14 protein-coding genes and 1 tRNA gene are annotated in these 17,108 nt (G+C 67.8%); 5 read left to right on the top strand and 10 right to left on the bottom strand.

The genetic code is table 11. From position 1 onward, the window contains the following. Positions 1-298 precede the first annotated feature (298 nt). Positions 299-427 (bottom strand): DLW-39 family protein, encoded by a 129-nt coding sequence (locus H4687_RS46585; protein ID WP_003999697.1) that lies wholly within the window; start codon positions 425-427, stop codon positions 299-301. A gap of 411 nt (positions 428-838) precedes the next feature. Here H4687_RS46585 and H4687_RS23315 point away from each other — a divergent pair, with 411 nt between their 5' ends. Beyond that, positions 839-1,186: a DUF6344 domain-containing protein gene (locus H4687_RS23315; RefSeq protein WP_046913200.1), complete on the top strand. Its 348-nt coding sequence runs from the start codon at positions 839-841 to the stop codon at positions 1,184-1,186. Between the two features lie 268 nt (positions 1,187-1,454). Here H4687_RS23315 and H4687_RS23310 read toward each other — a convergent pair. The 9 genes from H4687_RS23310 to dnaA form a co-directional block, all read right to left on the bottom strand. Continuing rightward, positions 1,455-1,531: transfer RNA gene (locus H4687_RS23310), tRNA-Ile, on the bottom strand. A 179-nt stretch (positions 1,532-1,710) separates the two neighbouring features. Beyond that, positions 1,711-2,532: a DUF3566 domain-containing protein gene (locus H4687_RS23305; RefSeq protein ID WP_046913199.1), complete on the bottom strand. Its 822-nt coding sequence runs from the start codon at positions 2,530-2,532 to the stop codon at positions 1,711-1,713. Positions 2,533-2,550: 18 nt separating this feature from the next. Further along, positions 2,551-5,145 carry a DNA gyrase subunit A gene (gene gyrA / locus H4687_RS23300; RefSeq protein ID WP_046913198.1) on the bottom strand — a complete coding sequence of 865 codons (2,595 nt, stop codon included), beginning with the start codon at positions 5,143-5,145 and terminating at the stop codon, positions 2,551-2,553. A 42-nt stretch (positions 5,146-5,187) separates the two neighbouring features. Beyond that, positions 5,188-7,257, bottom strand: a complete 2,070-nt coding sequence (gene gyrB, locus H4687_RS23295; RefSeq protein WP_046913197.1) for a DNA topoisomerase (ATP-hydrolyzing) subunit B — start codon at positions 7,255-7,257, stop codon at positions 5,188-5,190. A gap of 392 nt (positions 7,258-7,649) precedes the next feature. Beyond that, complete coding sequence (locus H4687_RS23290) at positions 7,650-8,183, bottom strand: DUF721 domain-containing protein (RefSeq protein ID WP_179860073.1); 534 nt, start codon at positions 8,181-8,183, stop codon at positions 7,650-7,652. Further along, the gene (gene recF / locus H4687_RS23285) at positions 8,180-9,304 is read right to left on the bottom strand and encodes a DNA replication/repair protein RecF (protein ID WP_046913196.1); all 1,125 of its coding nucleotides are present in this window, start codon (positions 9,302-9,304) and stop codon (positions 8,180-8,182) included. The genes H4687_RS23290 and recF overlap by 4 nt, the downstream gene beginning before the upstream one ends. Before the next feature lie 101 nt (positions 9,305-9,405). Beyond that, entirely contained in the window at positions 9,406-10,281 is an 876-nt protein-coding gene (gene gnd, locus H4687_RS23280) for a phosphogluconate dehydrogenase (NAD(+)-dependent, decarboxylating) (protein WP_046913195.1), read from the bottom strand. A gap of 204 nt (positions 10,282-10,485) precedes the next feature. Further along, a complete protein-coding gene (dnaN, locus tag H4687_RS23275; protein WP_046913194.1) occupies positions 10,486-11,616 on the bottom strand; it encodes a DNA polymerase III subunit beta in 1,131 nt (376 codons plus the stop codon). A gap of 902 nt (positions 11,617-12,518) precedes the next feature. Further along, complete coding sequence (gene dnaA, locus H4687_RS23270) at positions 12,519-14,516, bottom strand: chromosomal replication initiator protein DnaA (RefSeq protein ID WP_046913193.1); 1,998 nt, start codon at positions 14,514-14,516, stop codon at positions 12,519-12,521. Between the two features lie 417 nt (positions 14,517-14,933). Here dnaA and rpmH point away from each other — a divergent pair, with 417 nt between their 5' ends. Genes rpmH through yidC form a run of 4 tightly spaced genes read left to right on the top strand, consistent with a single transcriptional unit; the run spans position 14,934 to position 17,098 of the window. Next, entirely contained in the window at positions 14,934-15,071 is a 138-nt protein-coding gene (rpmH, locus tag H4687_RS23265; protein WP_005482975.1) for a 50S ribosomal protein L34, read from the top strand. A gap of 21 nt (positions 15,072-15,092) precedes the next feature. Then, entirely contained in the window at positions 15,093-15,464 is a 372-nt protein-coding gene (rnpA, locus tag H4687_RS23260; RefSeq protein ID WP_078907221.1) for a ribonuclease P protein component, read from the top strand. Beyond that, positions 15,461-15,814 (top strand): membrane protein insertion efficiency factor YidD, encoded by a 354-nt coding sequence (gene yidD / locus H4687_RS23255; RefSeq protein WP_005482973.1) that lies wholly within the window; start codon positions 15,461-15,463, stop codon positions 15,812-15,814. Before rnpA ends, yidD begins: the two co-directional genes overlap by 4 nt. Before the next feature lie 3 nt (positions 15,815-15,817). After that, positions 15,818-17,098 (top strand): membrane protein insertase YidC, encoded by a 1,281-nt coding sequence (gene yidC / locus H4687_RS23250; RefSeq protein WP_046913191.1) that lies wholly within the window; start codon positions 15,818-15,820, stop codon positions 17,096-17,098. Positions 17,099-17,108 lie beyond the last annotated feature (10 nt).

Below are 17,108 nucleotides of genomic sequence, written 5' to 3'. Positions count from 1 at the left end.
CTCCGAAGTCGAAGGCCGCAGGAAAGGCCGGAAGAACCGCCCGGAAGAAAGCCTGGAGTGAATGCGCCCATCCTGCCGGGCCGTACCCGTCGGCGCCCTCGTTCCTGGGAAGGAGCGGCCGAAAACGGCCTCTGCTCGACTCCCTGCTTCGCCTGGGCAATCACATCGTTCGCCTACGCGAATCCGGCCACGACGAAATGCTCACGAATGTCCGCGAAGAGAGGGGCGATGCACCCGGGCGACACAAAACCCCGACCGCGAGCGCGGCCGGGGTCTGCTCTGAGACTGATGTCGATGTTCACGAACCCGTGGGCACGGAGTCAGTAGCCTCCGTCCACAGGTCCTGCTCGGCGCGATCCGCCTGGATCTGGCGGTACACGAGGAGCCCGCCGATGGCGGCCAGTGCGACCAGGAGAAGCTTCTTCACCGCGCGACCTCGTCTTTCCTTGACGTAGGGGACCTCTGGCGCCCGACTATACACACCGACCGATACCGATCGGTGACCTGCGTCCGCCCCTCAACTGCCGCCGGGAAGACCGCAGTACAACCGGATTCAGCTGTTCCGATCGCAGGTTCATCACACAGGTCCCCCACCTCTCGCACACCGCGACGAACCCCGCGGGCACCCCTCGGCCCACCCCACCCCGCGCCTTCCCGCGGCCCCTACGTAGCTCTGCGGCCGCATACAGGCTCCCTGGAGCTTTGCGAGGCCCTTGCGCCCATCCGAGTGGTGTTCATCCGACGATCCACGCGCCATGGGCGTCGGTACACGATTTCGGAGCCCACATACACATCATGAGGAAAGTACGCAAATCGCCCAACCCGAAAGTGAGGGGCCGTGGCCCAGAACAAGGTCATGAAGCTGTGGACCGCCATCGTCACCGCCGTCCTGGCGCTGTGCACGGCGCTCGGACTGATCACGACGACGGCGTCGGCCGCGGTACCGCAGACCGGGACCACTCGCAACTGCGCGGCCCCCACGACGACACCCGCGATGTCCCTACCGGCCCGGCCCCATGACCGCGCCCTGCCTCCCACGATGAAGCAACGCATCCGCGCCGAGGCCCACGGCTCCTCCCCCTCCTGCCGCCACCGCGCGCTCCTCGAATCGGCAGCCACGGACGCCACCGTCCTGGAGCCCTCCCTCTCACAGGCCGAGCGACCCGTCGCACCCCTCCAGCGCTGATCCGACCCAGGCAACAGAACGCACCACCCCGTGGCGATCTTGCGTACGACGCCTCGCAGCACGAGCGGACAGCACAAGCAGACGGCGCAAGCCCAAGCACACAGAACACGCACACAGAACACGCGCGGAGAACGACCACAGAGAACGACCGCGACAGAACAACGGAAGCCCCCGGCCGACATGGCCGGGGGCTTCCGCGTCACCACTCATCGGCCGGCGTCTCGAACGACGAAGACCCTCAACCGTTATCGGTTGAGGGTCTTCAGGCTGGTGGGGCTAACAGGATTTGAACCTGTGGCCTCATCCTTATCAGGGATGCGCTCTAACCAACTGAGCTATAGCCCCGCCGCGCTCTGCGGTGTGTGTCCCGCGCGCTGACTCCTGAAGATTAGCGCACGACGTGGGGAGTCCCAAAATCGATACCCGGAGGGGGCTCGCGAGGCGGTGGGGAACGTGGCGGGGACGGTGTTCGACACCGTCCCCGTAGACCGTTCCCGTCAGCCGTCCCTAGGGAGTCGCCGTGCTCACTCGTCCTCGGCGAGCGTCAGCTCGATGCCGCCGACGAAGCCCGCGGAGATGTTGTAGATGAAGGCGCCGAGGGTGGCCAGGGCGGTCGCGAGGACGACGTCGATGACCGCGATGATCGTGGTGAAGACCAGCACGTTGGGCAGCGACAGGAACGACTGCAGGTCGAAACCGTTGGATTCGTTCGAGCCGGTGGCCTCGGAGATGGTGGCGCCCACCGAGGAGAACACGCCCATCGCGTTCATGACCATCCACAGGACCGCGGCCGCGACGACCGTGCAGATGCCGAGGGCGATGGAGAGCAGGAAGCTGACCTTCATCACGGACCACGGGTCGGCCTTGGCCACTCTCAGCCGTGCCTTGCGTGTACGCGGCGTCGTGCGCGCCCCCGTGCGCGGCTGGCGGGACGAACCCTCCGGCGCCGGCTGGTACGCCTGCGGCGGGTGGTACGGGCCGGACTGCTGCTGCGACTGCCGCTCACCCGGCAGCGCGGAGCCGCCGGACTGCGCCTGGGCGGCAGGCTGGGGCTGCGGCGGAGCCGGGCGGGCGGACCCGGCCGCGGGCGTGGACGGGCCCGCCGGCGCCGGCTGCTGGGCCTGCGGACCACGTGTGTCCGTCACGGTTCCCCCCTGGGATCCAGCCTTCTCGGCCGACGGCGCGGGCGCGGCCGAGTCCGTCGCGCCCGTCTTGATCGCTTTCAGCTGGGTCGTGTGCGTGTCCATCGCACGCGCGGCGGAGCCACGGCCGCCGCCGTCCGCCTCCGACCCGGTCGAAGTGCCGGCCGAAGTACCGGACGACCCGGCGCCCGTGGCTCCGCTCACGCTGACTCACTCCTCGTGCTACTCGGACGAGGGCGCCTCACCCTCGTCCGTACCGGTCGTCGCGGCACCCTCGGCGGACTCGTCGACGGCCTCGTCGCCGTCGACCTCCTCCGCCTCCCGCCCCGCCTCGGCGTTACGAGCGATGCCGACCACGGCATCGCGCTTGCCCAGGTTGATCAGTTGGACGCCCATGGTGTCACGGCCGGTTTCCCTGATCTCGTTGACTCGCGTACGAATCACACCGCCCGACAGCGTGATGGCGAGGATCTCGTCGGTCTCCTCGACCACCAGCGCGCCGACGAGCGAACCGCGGTCCTCGACGATCTTGGCGGCCTTGATACCGAGGCCACCGCGACCCTGGACGCGGTACTCGTCGACGCCGGTCCGCTTCGCGTACCCGCCGTCTGTGGCAGTGAACACGAACGTACCGGGTCGAACAACATTCATCGAGAGCAGCTCGTCGCCCTCGCGGAAACTCATGCCCTTGACACCCGAGGTGGCACGGCCCATGGGCCGCAGTGCCTCGTCCGTCGCGGTGAAGCGGATCGATTGTGCCTTCTTGCTGATCAGAAGGATGTCATCTTCTGCCGATACAAGTTCAGCTCCGATCAGTTCATCGTCCGAACCGTCCTCTTTCTCACGGAGGTTGATGGCGATGACACCACCGGAACGGGGCGAATCGTAATCTTTCAGAGGCGTCTTCTTCACAAGACCGCCCTTGGTGGCGAGCACCAGATAGGGCGTGGCCTCGTAGTCGCGGATCGCGAGGATCTCGGCGATCGCCTCGTCCGGCTGGAAGGCCAGCAGGTTGGCGACGTGCTGTCCACGCGCGTCACGTCCGGCGTCCGGCAGCTCGTACGCCTTGGCCCGGTAGACACGGCCCTTGTTGGTGAAGAACAGCAGCCAGTGGTGGGTCGTGGACACGAAGAAGTGGTCGACGATGTCGTCTTCCTTGAGCTTCGTGCCGCGTACGCCCTTGCCGCCGCGCTTCTGGGCGCGGTAGTCGACCGCCTTGGTGCGCTTGACGTAACCGCCGCGCGAGACGGTGACGACGATGTCCTCCTCGGCGATGAGGTCCTCGATGGACATGTCACCGTCGTAGGGCACCAGCATCGTCTTGCGGTCGTCGCCGAACTTCTCGACGATCGCGGCGAGTTCGGCGCTGACGATGCCGCGCTGGCGGACCGGGGACGCGAGGATCTCGTTGTACTCGCGGATCTTGGCCTGAAGTTCGTCGTGCTCCTGGATGATCTTCTGGCGTTCCAGGGCGGCGAGGCGGCGCAGCTGCATCTCGAGGATGGCGTTGGCCTGGATCTCGTCGATCTCCAGGAGGTCCATCAGGCCCGTGCGCGCGATGTCGACGGTGTCGCTGCGCCGGATCAGCGCGATGACCTCGTCGATGGCGTCCAGGGCCTTCAGCAGGCCGCGCAGGATGTGCGCCCGCTCCTCGGCCTTGCGCAGCCGGAACTTCGTACGGCGGACGATGACCTCGATCTGGTGCGTCACCCAGTGGCGGATGAACGCGTCCAGGGAGAGGGTGCGCGGCACGCCGTCGACCAGCGCCAGCATGTTGGCGCCGAAGTTGGTCTGCAGATCGGTGTGCTTGTACAGGTTGTTCAGCACGACCTTGGCGACGGCGTCGCGCTTCAGGACGATGACCAGACGCTGTCCCGTGCGGGACGACGTCTCGTCACGGACGTCCGCGATGCCGCCGATCTTGCCGTCCTTCACGAGGTCGGCGATCTTCTGCGCGAGGTTGTCCGGGTTGGTCTGGTACGGCAGCTCCGTGACCACCAGGCACTGGCGGTTCTGGATCTCCTCGACCTCGACGACCGCGCGCATCGTGATGGAGCCACGGCCCGTGCGGTACGCCTCCTCGATGCCCTTGCGGCCGACCACCAGGGCGCCGGTCGGGAAGTCGGGGCCCTTGATGCGCTCGATCAGCGCGTCCAGGAGCTCCTCGTGGGAGGCCTCGGGGTTCTCCAGGTACCACTGGGCGCCGGCCGCGACCTCGCGGAGGTTGTGCGGCGGGATGTTGGTCGCCATGCCGACCGCGATACCGGCCGAGCCGTTGATCAGCAAGTTCGGGAAGCGGGCCGGCAGGACGGTCGGCTCCTGGGAGCGCCCGTCGTAGTTGTCCGTGAAGTCGACGGTCTCCTCGTCGATGTCACGGACCATCTCCATCGACAGCGGCGCCATCTTGCACTCGGTGTAGCGCATGGCCGCCGCCGGGTCGTTGCCCGGAGAACCGAAGTTGCCGTTGGAGTCCACCAGCGGCATCCGCATCGACCACGGCTGCGCGAGGCGGACCAGCGCGTCGTAGATCGAGGAGTCACCGTGCGGGTGGTAGTTGCCCATGACGTCGCCGACGACACGGGCGCACTTGTAGAAGCCCTTCTCGGGCCGGTAGCCGCCGTCGTACATCGCGTACAGGACACGGCGGTGGACGGGCTTGAGACCGTCACGCACGTCGGGCAGCGCGCGGGACACGATGACGGACATCGCGTAGTCGAGGTACGAGCGCTGCATCTCGGTCTCGAGCCCGACGGGCTCGACACGCTGAACGGTCTCGCCGCTCTCTTCGGGCGTCACTGGAGTGTTCTGGTCGGCCATGGCCGGTGAAGATCCTTCCTGGTGCGGTCAGCTGAGACCGACTCAGATGTCGAGGAAGCGGACGTCCTTGGCGTTGCGCTGGATGAACGCGCGACGGGCCTCGACGTCCTCGCCCATCAGGACCGAGAAGAGGTCGTCGGCCTGGGCGGCGTCGTCGAGCGTGACCTGGCCGAGGACGCGGTGCTCCTGGTCCATCGTCGTGATGCGCAGTTCCTCGGCGTTCATCTCGCCGAGGCCCTTGAAGCGCTGGATCGAGTCCTCCCGGATGCGCTTGCCGCGCTGCCGACCCATCTCGATCAGCGCGTCGCGCTCGCGGTCGGAGTACGCGTACTCGATGTCCTCGCGTCCCCACTTGATCTTGTAGAGCGGCGGGCGGGACAGGAACACGTGCCCGGCCTCGACCAGCGGCCGCATGAAGCGGAACAGGAAGGTCAGCAGCAGGGTGTTGATGTGCTGGCCGTCGACGTCGGCGTCCGCCATCAGGATGATCTTGTGATAGCGCAGCTTCTCGATGTCGAAGTCCTCGTGGACTCCGGTGCCGAAGGCCGAGATCAGCGCCTGGATCTCCTGGTTCTGCAGGATCTTGTCGATCCTGGCCTTCTCCACGTTGAGGATCTTGCCGCGGATCGGGAGGATCGCCTGGTACTCGGGGTTCCGGCCGGACTTGGCCGAGCCGCCGGCGGAGTCACCCTCGACGATGAAGATCTCGCACTTGATGGGGTCGTTCGACTGGCAGTCGGAGAGCTTGCCCGGCAGGGACGCCGTCTCCAGCAGGCCCTTGCGCCGGGTGAGGTCCCGGGCCTTGCGGGCCGCCACGCGCGCGGTGGCCGCCTGGATGCCCTTGCGGACGATGTCCGCCGCCTCGACCGGGTTGCGGTCCAGCCAGTCGTTCAGGTGCTCGTAGACGACCTTCTGGACGAAGGTCTTCACCTCGGTGTTGCCCAGCTTGGTCTTGGTCTGGCCCTCGAACTGCGGCTCGCTCAGCTTCACCGAGATGATCGCCGTCAGGCCCTCGCGGATGTCGTCGCCCGTGAGGTTGTCGTCCTTCTCCCGCAGGAGCTTCTTCTCGCGCGCGTACTTGTTGACCAGGTTCGTCAGCGCCGCGCGGAAGCCCTCTTCGTGCGTACCGCCCTCGTGCGTGTGGATGATGTTCGCGAAGGAGTAGACACCCTCGCTGTAACCGCTGTTCCACTGCATCGCGAGTTCGAGGGACAGGCTCCTGTCCTTGTCCTCGGCCTCCAGGTCGATCACGGTGGGGTGCACCACGTCCCCCTTGCGGGAGTTGAGGTACTTCACGAAGTCGACGATGCCGCCCTCGTAGTGGTACGAGACGCTCTTGACCTCGTGCTTCTCGTCCTCGCCCGCCTCGTCCGCCCCGGCCGTGGCCTTCGCCGACTCGCGCTCGTCGGCGAGGTTGATCCGCAGACCCTTGTTGAGGAACGCCATCTCCTGGAAGCGCCGTGAGAGCGTCTCGAAGGAGTACTCGGTCGTCTCGAAGATGTCCGGGTCGGCCCAGAAGGTGACCGTGGTGCCGTGCTCGTCCGTGGCCTCGTGCTGGGCAAGCGGGGCCGTCGGGACGCCCAACTTGTAGTCCTGGGTCCAGCGGTGGCCATCGGTCTTGATCTCGACGGACACCCTGGTCGACAGGGCGTTCACGACGGAGACACCCACGCCGTGCAGACCGCCGGAGACCGCGTAACCGCCGCCGCCGAACTTGCCGCCCGCGTGCAGGACCGTCAGCACGACCTCGACGGCCGGCTTGCCCTCGGAGGGGACGATGCCGACCGGGATGCCACGGCCGTTGTCGACAACCCGCACGCCGCCGTCGGCGAGGATCGTGACGTCGATGGTGTCCGCGTGGCCGGCCAGTGCCTCGTCGACCGAGTTGTCGACGACCTCTTGCACCAGGTGGTGAAGTCCGCGCTCACCGGTGGAACCGATGTACATACCGGGCCGCTTGCGGACCGCGTCCAGGCCTTCGAGGACGGTGATGGCGCTGGCGTCGTACGCCGTGGTCGAGGCCTCGGCGACTCCGGCCGGGGCCTCGGTGGACAGGATGTTCTCGTTGGGGTTGCCGGAATCGGCCACGAAGCGCCCTTTCTGGCACAGCACAAGCCAGGCTCCCGGCGGGTTTGCCGGGCCGGCTGCGGCGTTGCGGTGGAAGCCTTTGTCTGGGGTGAACGGTGTTTCCGAAGCGTCCCCACGTATGGGGCGGGATTCTTCTCCAGTCTACCGGTAGCGCCGACAGTGATGGGGGTTTGCCGGTACCTGAGTCCGCATGTGCCGCCCTGAACCGGTCTCTCCCGACTCCCCATATGGGGAGCGGGGCTCCAAGAGGCTCACAGCGGCACTCAGCGCTTCCGGGTGTCAACCCTTTGCTACTCCCGGGTCACGTCCACGTTCGCAACCGCACGCGACGACACACACCGGAGCGCACGGGTGCTCACAGGGCGGCGCGAACCCCCCGGTGAGGGGCGCGGGAGCACCCGAAAATGTGACTACGGTCACCCGTAGGTATCGCCGGGCCCGGTACTGCCCGGAGCCCGCAGGGGCCCGTAGCGACGGGTGGAGCCGGCGGGACCATGGACCTTCAGCAGCTGTACGGTGCCGTGCCCGAGATCCTCGTTGAGCCGGGCGACCAGTTGCGGAGCCAGCAGCCGCACGTTCGTCGCCCAGGCCGTCGAGTCGCACCGCACGTGCAGGACCCGCTCGTCCTCGTCGTACCGCTCCGGTACGCATCGTCGGGCCAGGTCGTCGCCGACGATCTGCGGCCACCGGCCCATGACCCCGCCGACGGCGGCCGGCGTCTCCCAGCCCCGCTCGGTGATCAGACGGTTGATGGCGGGACCGAGCGGCATCGGATCACGGCCGTCGGCACGGGCGCCGGAGCGCAGTCCACCGCCGCGCCTGGCCTGCTTCTTCTGCTGGGTGGCCTCGCCACGCGCGCGGGCGGCCTCCTTCGCGGCCCGCAGCGCCACGCGCGCGAGGTCCACGCCGGAGGGCTCGGGCGGTGTCGGGATCCCCTCGGATCCGCTCATACGCGCTCCACCGTCCCGTCGGACACGACGTACCGCGTCCCTGTCAGTACGTCCGGTACGTCGTCGTCGACCGCGGCGGTCACCAGGACCTGCTCGCCCGGCGCGACCAGCTCCGCCAGCCGCTCCCGCCGACGGGTGTCCAGCTCGGCGAAGACGTCGTCGAGGATCAGCACGGGCTCGTTCCCCTCGGCCCGCAGCAGATCGTACGAGGCCAGCCGCAGCGCCAGGGCGTAGGACCAGGACTCGCCGTGCGAGGCGTACCCCTTGGCGGGCAGCTCACCGAGTTTGAGATTCACATCGTCCCGGTGGGGTCCCACCAGGGTGACGCCCCGCTCGATCTCCTGCTTGCGACTCTCGGCCAGGGCGGCCGTCAGCTGCTCGTACAGCTCCTCGCGCGCGTGGCCGACGAGACCGGGAGAGGAGGGTTTGTATTCCAGACTCACCGGCCCGCCCCCCGGTGCCAGCTGCTCGTAGGCCTTGTCGGCGAGGGGCTGGATCGCGGCGACCAGGTCCAGGCGCTGGGCGAGCAGTTCGGCGCCCACGCGCGCGAGGTGCTGGTCCCACACGTCGAGCGTGGACAGGTCCATGGTGCGGCCGCCGTGCCTGCGGGCCAGCGCGGCCGACTTGAGCAGCGTGTTGCGCTGCTTGAGCACCCGCTCGTAGTCGGAGCGCACGCCCGCCATGCGCGGTGTCCGCGCGGTGATCAGCTCGTCGAGGAAACGCCGCCGCTCACCCGGGTCGCCCTTGACCAGGGCCAGGTCCTCCGGAGCGAACAGCACCGTCCGCACGATGCCGAGCACGTCGCGCGGCCTGACCTGGGACGACCTGTTGATGCGGGCGCGGTTCGCCCGGCCGGGATTCAGCTCCAGCTCGACCAGCTGCTGCCGCTCGCCCTGCCGCACCTGGGCCCGGATCACCGCGCGGTCGGCGCCCATGCGGACCAGGGGCGCGTCCGACGACACCCGGTGGCTGCCCAGGGTCGCGAGATAGCCGACCGCCTCGACCAGGTTCGTCTTGCCCTGCCCGTTGGGACCCACGAACGCGGTGACGCCCGGGTCGAGCGGGACCTCGACCCGGGCGTACGAGCGGAAGTCGGCCAGCGACAGATGCGTGACGTGCATGGTCGGGTGCCGACCTCCCCCAGGGTTGTGGACCACCGTGCGGCCCTGTGGACGACTTCTCGTCGACGTTCGGGTGTTCGTTACCTCTTCGGTGCCGCGGGCTACTTCGTCTCGACCGCGTGCCCGCCGAACTGGTTCCGCAGCGCCGCGATCATCTTCATCTGCGGAGAGTCCTCCTGGCGCGACGCGAACCGCGCGAAGAGCGAGGCCGTGATCGCGGGCAACGGCACGGCGTGGTCGATGGCGGCCTCCACGGTCCACCGGCCCTCGCCGGAGTCCTGCGCGTAGCCCTTGAGCCGGTCCAGGTGCTCGTCCTCGTCGAGGGCGTTCACCGCCAGGTCGAGCAGCCAGGAACGGATGACCGTGCCGTCCTGCCAGGAACGGAAGACCTCACGGACGTCCGTCACCGAGTCGGCCTTCTCCAGCAGCTCCCAGCCCTCGGCGTACGCCTGCATCATCGCGTACTCGATGCCGTTGTGGACCATCTTCGCGAAGTGCCCGGCGCCGACCTTGCCGGCGTGCACCGCCCCGAGGTCGCCCTCGGGCTTCAGCGCGTCGAAGACCGGCTGCACCTTGGCGACATTCTCCGCGTCACCGCCGTACATCAGCGCGTAGCCGTTCTCCAGGCCCCAGACACCGCCGGAGACACCGCAGTCGACGAAGCCGATGCCCTTGGCGGCCAGCTCCTCGGCGTGCTTCTCGTCGTCCGTCCAGCGGGAGTTGCCGCCGTCCACCACGACGTCACCGGGCTGGAGCAGCTCCGCCAGCTCGTCGACCGTCGACTGGGTGGCCGCACCGGCCGGGACCATCACCCACACGACCCGCGGGCCGCTGAGCCTGCCCACAAGCTCCTCGAGACTGTGGACATCGGCGAGATCCGGGTTCCGGTCGTATCCGATGACGGTGTGGCCTGCGCGGCGGATCCGCTCGCGCATGTTCCCGCCCATCTTGCCGAGGCCGACGAGACCGAGCTCCATCAGTTGTTCCTTAGGTTGCGACGTGGCATGAGGGCACTTGCGTACCCACCCACGAGCCTAGACCCGGACGCTCACGCACACCTGTGGGCATACCCGCTCATAAGTGGCCCCCGACCTGCGGCTTCGCACTGAGTGCCCACCGCTCCGCCCGGCCCGCGGCGGTAGGGGCACCGCCGCGGCCGAGCCGTCGGCGGTGTCCGCCGGTCAGCCGCTGAGTCGCACCGGCATGATCAGGTACTTGTAGGCCTCGTCCGCCTCAGCGTCCACCGCCGGCTTGCCGCTGAGCAGCGCGGGCTTGGTGGACGTGGTGAACGACAGCTGGGCGACCGGGGAGTCGATGGCGCTCAGGCCGTCCAGCAGGAACGTCGGGTTGAAGGCGATCGAGATGTCGTCACCCTCCAGCTGGGCGTCGACCCTCTCCACAGCCTGTGCGTCGTCGCTGGAGCCGGCCTCCAGGATCAGCACACCCTGCTCGAAGCTCAGCCGCACCGGGGTGTTCCGCTCGGCGACCAGGGCGACGCGCTTGACGGCCTCGACGAAGGGGGCGGTCTCGATGACGGCCACGCTGTTGAACTCCGTCGGGAACAGCGTGCGGTACTTCGGGAGGTCGCCCTCCAGCAGCCGCGTGGTCGTACGCCGGCCCGCGCCCTCGAAGCCGATCAGGCCTTCGCCCGAGCCGGAACCGGAGAGCGCCAGGATGACGCTGTCGCCGCTCGTGAGGGCCTTGGCGGTGTCCAGGAGCGTCTTGGCGGGCACCAGGGCGACCGCGGACGCCTCGGGGTTCTCCGGCTTCCACAGGAACTCGCGGACCGCGAAGCGGTAGCGGTCGGTGGAGGCCAGCGTGACCGTGTCGCCCTCGATCTCGATGCGCACACCGGTGAGGACGGGCAGCGTGTCGTCGCGCCCGGCGGCGATGGCCACCTGCGCGGCGGCGGAGGCGAAGACCTCACCGGGAACGGTGCCCGTGGCGTTCGGCATCTGCGGCAGGGTCGGGTATTCCTCCACAGGCAGTGTGTGGAGTGTGAAGCGCGAGGAGCCGCAGACCACCGTGGCCCGTACACCGTCTGTGGAGATCTCCACCGGGCGGTTGGGAAGGGCACGGCAGATGTCGGCGAGCAGTCGGCCGGAGACGAGCACCGTGCCCTCCTCGTCGACCTCCGCCTCCACGGAGACCCGGGCGGAGACCTCGTAGTCGAAGCCGGAGAGGCTCAGCTGGCCTTCCTCGGCCTTCAGAAGGAGGCCGGCGAGGACAGGCGCCGGCGGCCGGGCCGGGAGGCTGCGCGCCGCCCAGGCCACGGCCTCCGCGAGTACGTCGCGTTCCACCCGGATCTTCACTGTTGCCGCCTCCTGCTGTTGCCGGCGCTTCTCGCCCTGCCTGGCTTCGTCGTCTGTCTCGGTGTCGGTGGTCCCTGTGACGGGAAGGACACCGGGGACCAGTCTGACGCACACCACTGACACTCGGAGCCTCTCGGGGTCAAGTCGTGACGAGGCGCGGTCAGGCAGCTCGGAGCGAGTTGTGCACAGGACCCACTTCGAAACGGATTCCCAGCTCTCTCTAGTTGGGAGTAGTAGTAGGGCCTGTGGAAACCGTGGATAACCCCGTTTTCGCAGCTCAGACGGCAAATTTTGTCCACCGGGCCTGTGGGCGGAGGCGGTGGACAACCGGGGGTGTCTGTGGAGAACGGAAAGTTCTGCACACACCGTGCACAGCCTCGGGGCACTTCTCCCCAACGGCGTCCCCAGGTTTACCCGTCTTTCCCACAGCCCAACCAGGCAACTTCGTGTGACGCCTTTCACTCGACACAGTGAGGAGGCGCGTTGGCTTGCCGAACAGTGGACAGGCATGTGGAGAAGCCGTCGATCACTGGGGACAACACGGCTCAGCCTGTGGGCCGTCGGTGGACAACCCCGTCCACAGTCTGTGGATCACCACTTCGTCCACAGCCTGTGGACATCTTTCGTCCACGAATCCACAGGGGACTGACCTGGCCTGATGATCCCTCAACAGTCGCCCCTGTGGACACGATCTGCATAACTTCCCGGTCCCCAGGGTGTGGACGGAAGAAAGTTCCCGAATCTGTGGAGGGAGGCCGTAACGCGGCTGGTATTCGAACACCCGATGTCGGTCCGGCGACGGCCCGAGACCCCCCGGCGACGGCCCGAGACCCCTCGGAACGCCGAAGGCGCCCTCGGGAACTCGTCCCGGGGCGCCCTCGGCGTCGTACGACGGCCCTGTGTCAGCCGTTCTTGATGCGGTTCGTCAGCTCCGTCACCTGGTTGTAGATGGAGCGCCTCTCCGCCATCAGTGCGCGGATCTTGCGGTCGGCGTGCATGACGGTGGTGTGGTCACGGTTGCCGAACTGCGCGCCGATCTTGGGCAGCGACAGGTCGGTCAGCTCCCGGCACAGGTACATGGCGATCTGCCGGGCGGTCACCAGGGCGCGGCCGCGCGAGGTGCCGCACAGGTCCTCGACCGTGAGCCCGAAGTAGTCGGCCGTAGCGCCCATGATCGCGGTGGCCGTGATCTCGGGGGAGGCGTTCTCGCCGCCCGGGATCAGATCCTTGAGGACGATCTCCGTCAGCCCCAGGTCCACCGGCTGCCGGTTGAGCGACGCGAACGCCGTCACCCGGATCAGCGCGCCCTCCAGCTCACGGATGTTGCGCGAGATGCGGGACGCGATGAACTCCAGCACCTCCGGCGGGGCGTTGAGCTGTTCCTGCACCGCCTTCTTGCGGAGGATCGCGATCCGCGTCTCCAGCTCGGGCGGCTGGACGTCGGTGATCAGACCCCACTCGAAACGGTTCCGCAGCCGGTCCTCCAGTGTCACCAGCTGCTTGGGCGGCCGGTCGCTGGAGAGGACGATCTGCTTGTTCGCGTTGTGGAGCGTATTGAAGGTGTGGAAGAACTCCTCCTGCGTCGACTCCTTGTCCGCCAGGAACTGGATGTCGTCCACGAGCAGGATGTCCATCTCCCGGTACCGCTTGCGGAAGCTGTCGCCCTTGCCGTCGCGGATGGAGTTGATGAACTCGTTGGTGAACTCCTCCGAGCTCACGTACCGCACCCGCGTGCCCGGGTAGAGGCTGCGCGCGTAGTGCCCGATCGCGTGCAGCAGGTGCGTCTTGCCGAGTCCGGACTCCCCGTAGATGAAGAGGGGGTTGTACGCCTTGGCCGGAGCCTCGGCGACGGCCACCGCGGCCGCGTGCGCGAAACGGTTCGAGGCACCGATGACGAAGGTGTCGAAGAGGTACTTCGGGTTCAGGCGTGCCGTCGGCTCCCCGGGGCCGGACGCCGGCGCGGGCTGCGCCGCCAGCGGGCCGGGCGCGCTGCTCGCCGGGCCGCCCCGGTGGACATGGCCGGAGCCAGGCGGCGGATCGGGAAGCTCACGCCGGTCCTGGCGATAGTCGGAGTCGGCGTTCGGCCGGTCGTAGTCGCCGCGGTGCTGGTCGTACGGCGGCCGGTCGCTCGACTGCGAGCGGTAGTCCGACGACGGCGAGGCGTACGGATCCCGTTCCGGGAATCCGAGCCGTTGCTGCTGCCAGCCGTAGTCGTCCTGTGACGGTCGCGGCCAGGCGCCCGGCTCGGGGCGCTGGTACTCGGACGGATATGCGGGGCGCGCGGTCGGAAGCTGGTCCGAGCGGCCGGCGGGGTGCTCCGAGCGGGGCGGCGGCAACTGGTCGCCGGGCCCGCCGCCCATCTGCTCGCCGCGTCCGGGACCACGGTCCTCGGCCCGGTGACGGCCGTACCCCTCGTAGGGGGCGCGGGCCTGGCCGTCGTATCCGTTCCGCTTCTCGTACGGGTTCTGATTGTCGTACGGGTTCTGGTTGTCGTACCCACCGCGCGCGTCGCGGCCCTGGCCGTCGTAGGCGGTCCTGCCCTCGTAGCCGTCGCGGTTCTGGGCCGGGACGGAAGGCGGCTCCGGTTCCTCGAAGCGGTGCTGGACCGGCGGGGGCTGCTCGCCGACGGAACTGTCGACGGTGATCGCGATACGGATCGGGCGGCCGCACTCCCGGCTCAGGGTCTCGCTGACGATCGGCGCGAGACGGCCTTCCAGTACGCCCTTGGCGAACTCGTTCGGGACGGCGAGAAGCGCCGTGTCCGCGACCAGGGCGAGGGGCTGGCAGCGCTTGATCCAGCGCTCGTCCTTCACCTCGACGCCCTGACCATGGCCCTCACCGAGGAGCTTCTCCAGTACTCGTGGCCACACTGCGGCAAGATCGGCAGGTACGTCAGCCACAGGGCACGCTCTCTCACAGGTCCCACGAACGTGTGGTTCAGGGACAGGTCGGTTCGGAACTCGGGTGGAGCACTCGAGACGAGGAGCTGATGGGTGGGTCGGGTCCCAGCAGCCAAAGGAAAAGGAACGAATCGGAGTTCAGTCACGGTAGTCACGGCGACCGGTACGGTTCAAGTTGTTGTCCCCAGCCTGTGGATAGTGTCTCCCTGCGACCTCCGGTTTGACCGGATGGCGTAGCCGCGCGTACCGTAACCAGGTCGAGTTGTCGATGGCTGCTGCCGCCTGCCTCCGATGGGCACAGATCGCGTCAGGTGATCGGACAGCGGTGCACTCGGGCGTTTATACGAGCTACTCGTGGGCGCACGGTGACAGCCAGGACGGCACCCGCAAACACCGATTTCTTTCTGGAGCCCCCGAGTGAGCAAGCGCACCTTCCAGCCGAACAACCGTCGTCGCGCCAAGACCCACGGCTTCCGCCTGCGGATGCGTACCCGTGCCGGTCGCGCGATTCTCGCGAACCGTCGCAGCAAGGGTCGCGCCAGCCTGTCCGCCTGATCCCGATCAGGTCATGACGTCGTGCTGCCTACCGAGCATCGGCTGAGGCGGCGCGAGGACTTCGCGACCGCGGTACGACGAGGACGCCGGGCCGGCCGCCCACTCCTCGTCGTTCACCTACGTAGCGGTGCCACGGACCCGCACGCGCCTGGGGAGAGCGCTCCCCCGACGCGTGCGGGTTTCGTCGTGAGCAAAGCCGTCGGTGGCTCGGTCGTCCGTAACAGGGTGAAGCGCAGACTTCGCCATCTGATGCGCGATCGAGTCGCCCTGTTGCCCCCCGGTAGCCTGGTAGTAGTACGAGCGCTGCCCGGAGCGGGTGACGCCGACCACGTACAACTGGCCCAAGACCTGGATGCCGCCCTGGGGCGGCTGCTGGGAGGGGGCGCGCGATGAAGTACCCGCTGCTGGCGCTGATCAAGCTGTACCAGTGGACGATCAGTCCACTGCTCGGGCCGGTGTGCAAGTACTACCCGTCGTGCTCCCACTACGGCTACACGGCCATCGACCGGCACGGTGCGATCAAGGGAACGGCACTCACCGCCTGGCGCATCCTGCGGTGCAATCCGTGGTCGCTCGGCGGTGTGGACCACGTCCCGCCGCGCAAGCGTCCACGGTGGCACGAGATGGTGCGTGGCACGTGGCGCGCACGCAAGGGCGGGTCCTCCGCCGCCGAACCGGCCACCGAGGGGCACGTTCCTTCGAGCCCGGCCGCCGAGAGCCCGTCCCATGCCCAAGGAGCATGATTAGTGGACACGATTGCCAGCCTCTTCAGCTTCATCACGACACCTGTCTCCTGGGTCATCGTCCAGTTCCACAAGGTGTACGGCGCCCTCTTCGGCGCTGACACCGGGTGGGCCTGGGGCCTGTCCATCGTGTCCCTGGTGATCCTGATCCGTATCTGCCTGATCCCGCTCTTCGTGAAGCAGATCAAGGCGACCCGGGCGATGCAGACGCTCCAGCCCGAGATGAAGAAGATCCAGGAGCGCTACAAGAACGACAAACAGCGTCAGTCCGAAGAGATGATGAAGCTGTACAAGGAGACGGGTACCAACCCGCTCTCCTCGTGCCTTCCCATCCTGGCGCAGTCCCCGTTCTTCTTCGCCCTGTATCACGTGCTCAACAGCATCGCGAACAACGACACCATCGGTGTCATCAACCAGAGCCTGCTGCAGAGCGCGCAGAAGGCGCACATCTTCGGTGCTCCGCTGGCCGCGAAGTTCACCGACAGCTCCGCGGACGTCGCCGCACTCGACGCCTCGTTGACCACGGTCCGCATCGTGACTGCGGTCATGATCGTTCTGATGTCGGGCTCGCAGTTCTACACGCAGCGCCAGTTGATGACGAAGAACGTCGACACCACGGTGAAGACGCCGTTCATGCAGCAGCAGAAGATGCTGATGTACGTCTTCCCGGTCATGTTCGCCGTCTTCGGTATCAACTTCCCGGTCGGTGTCCTCGTCTACTGGCTGACCACCAACGTGTGGACCATGGGCCAGCAGATGTACGTCATCCACAACAACCCGACCCCGGGTTCCAAGGCGCAGGCCGCCTACCTGGAGCGCCTCTTCAAGCACGTCACGCGGCACGGCAAGACCCGCAACCGCCGCGAGCGCGCCATCGTGAAGGCCATCGTCGCCAAGGGCCGCGATCGCAACGAGCACGAGCGGAAGTTCATCACCGGCCTCGGCAAGGAGGGCCTCGCGGCCCAGACCGACGGCACCGTGGTCAAGAGCGAGGTCTCCGCCGCGGTCACGGCAGAGGACGGTACGCCCACGCCCGGCACGCCCAAGCGCCAGCAGCCCAAGCGCCAGAGCAAGGCCCAGCGTCAGTCCGGCGGCGCGAAGAGCGTCGACGACGACGAGCAGTCCGAGCCCACCTCGCTGAGCAAGTCCGACCAGCCGGAGGACGCCAAGCCGGCGGCCGCTGCCAAGAAGGCCTCGCCCAAGCCCGGCACCGGTGGTCGCAGCAAGGCCCAGTCCGGTCAGCGCAAGGGCCAGCAGCGCCCCAAGTCCCCGTCCAAGAAGTAAGAAGGAGTTC

The sequence above is a fragment of the Streptomyces stelliscabiei genome (assembly GCF_014873495.1).
Taxonomy (GTDB): domain Bacteria; phylum Actinomycetota; class Actinomycetes; order Streptomycetales; family Streptomycetaceae; genus Streptomyces; species Streptomyces bottropensis.
The sequence above is the reverse complement of the archived record's forward strand: the minus strand, read 5'-3'. Positions and strand labels throughout refer to the sequence as shown.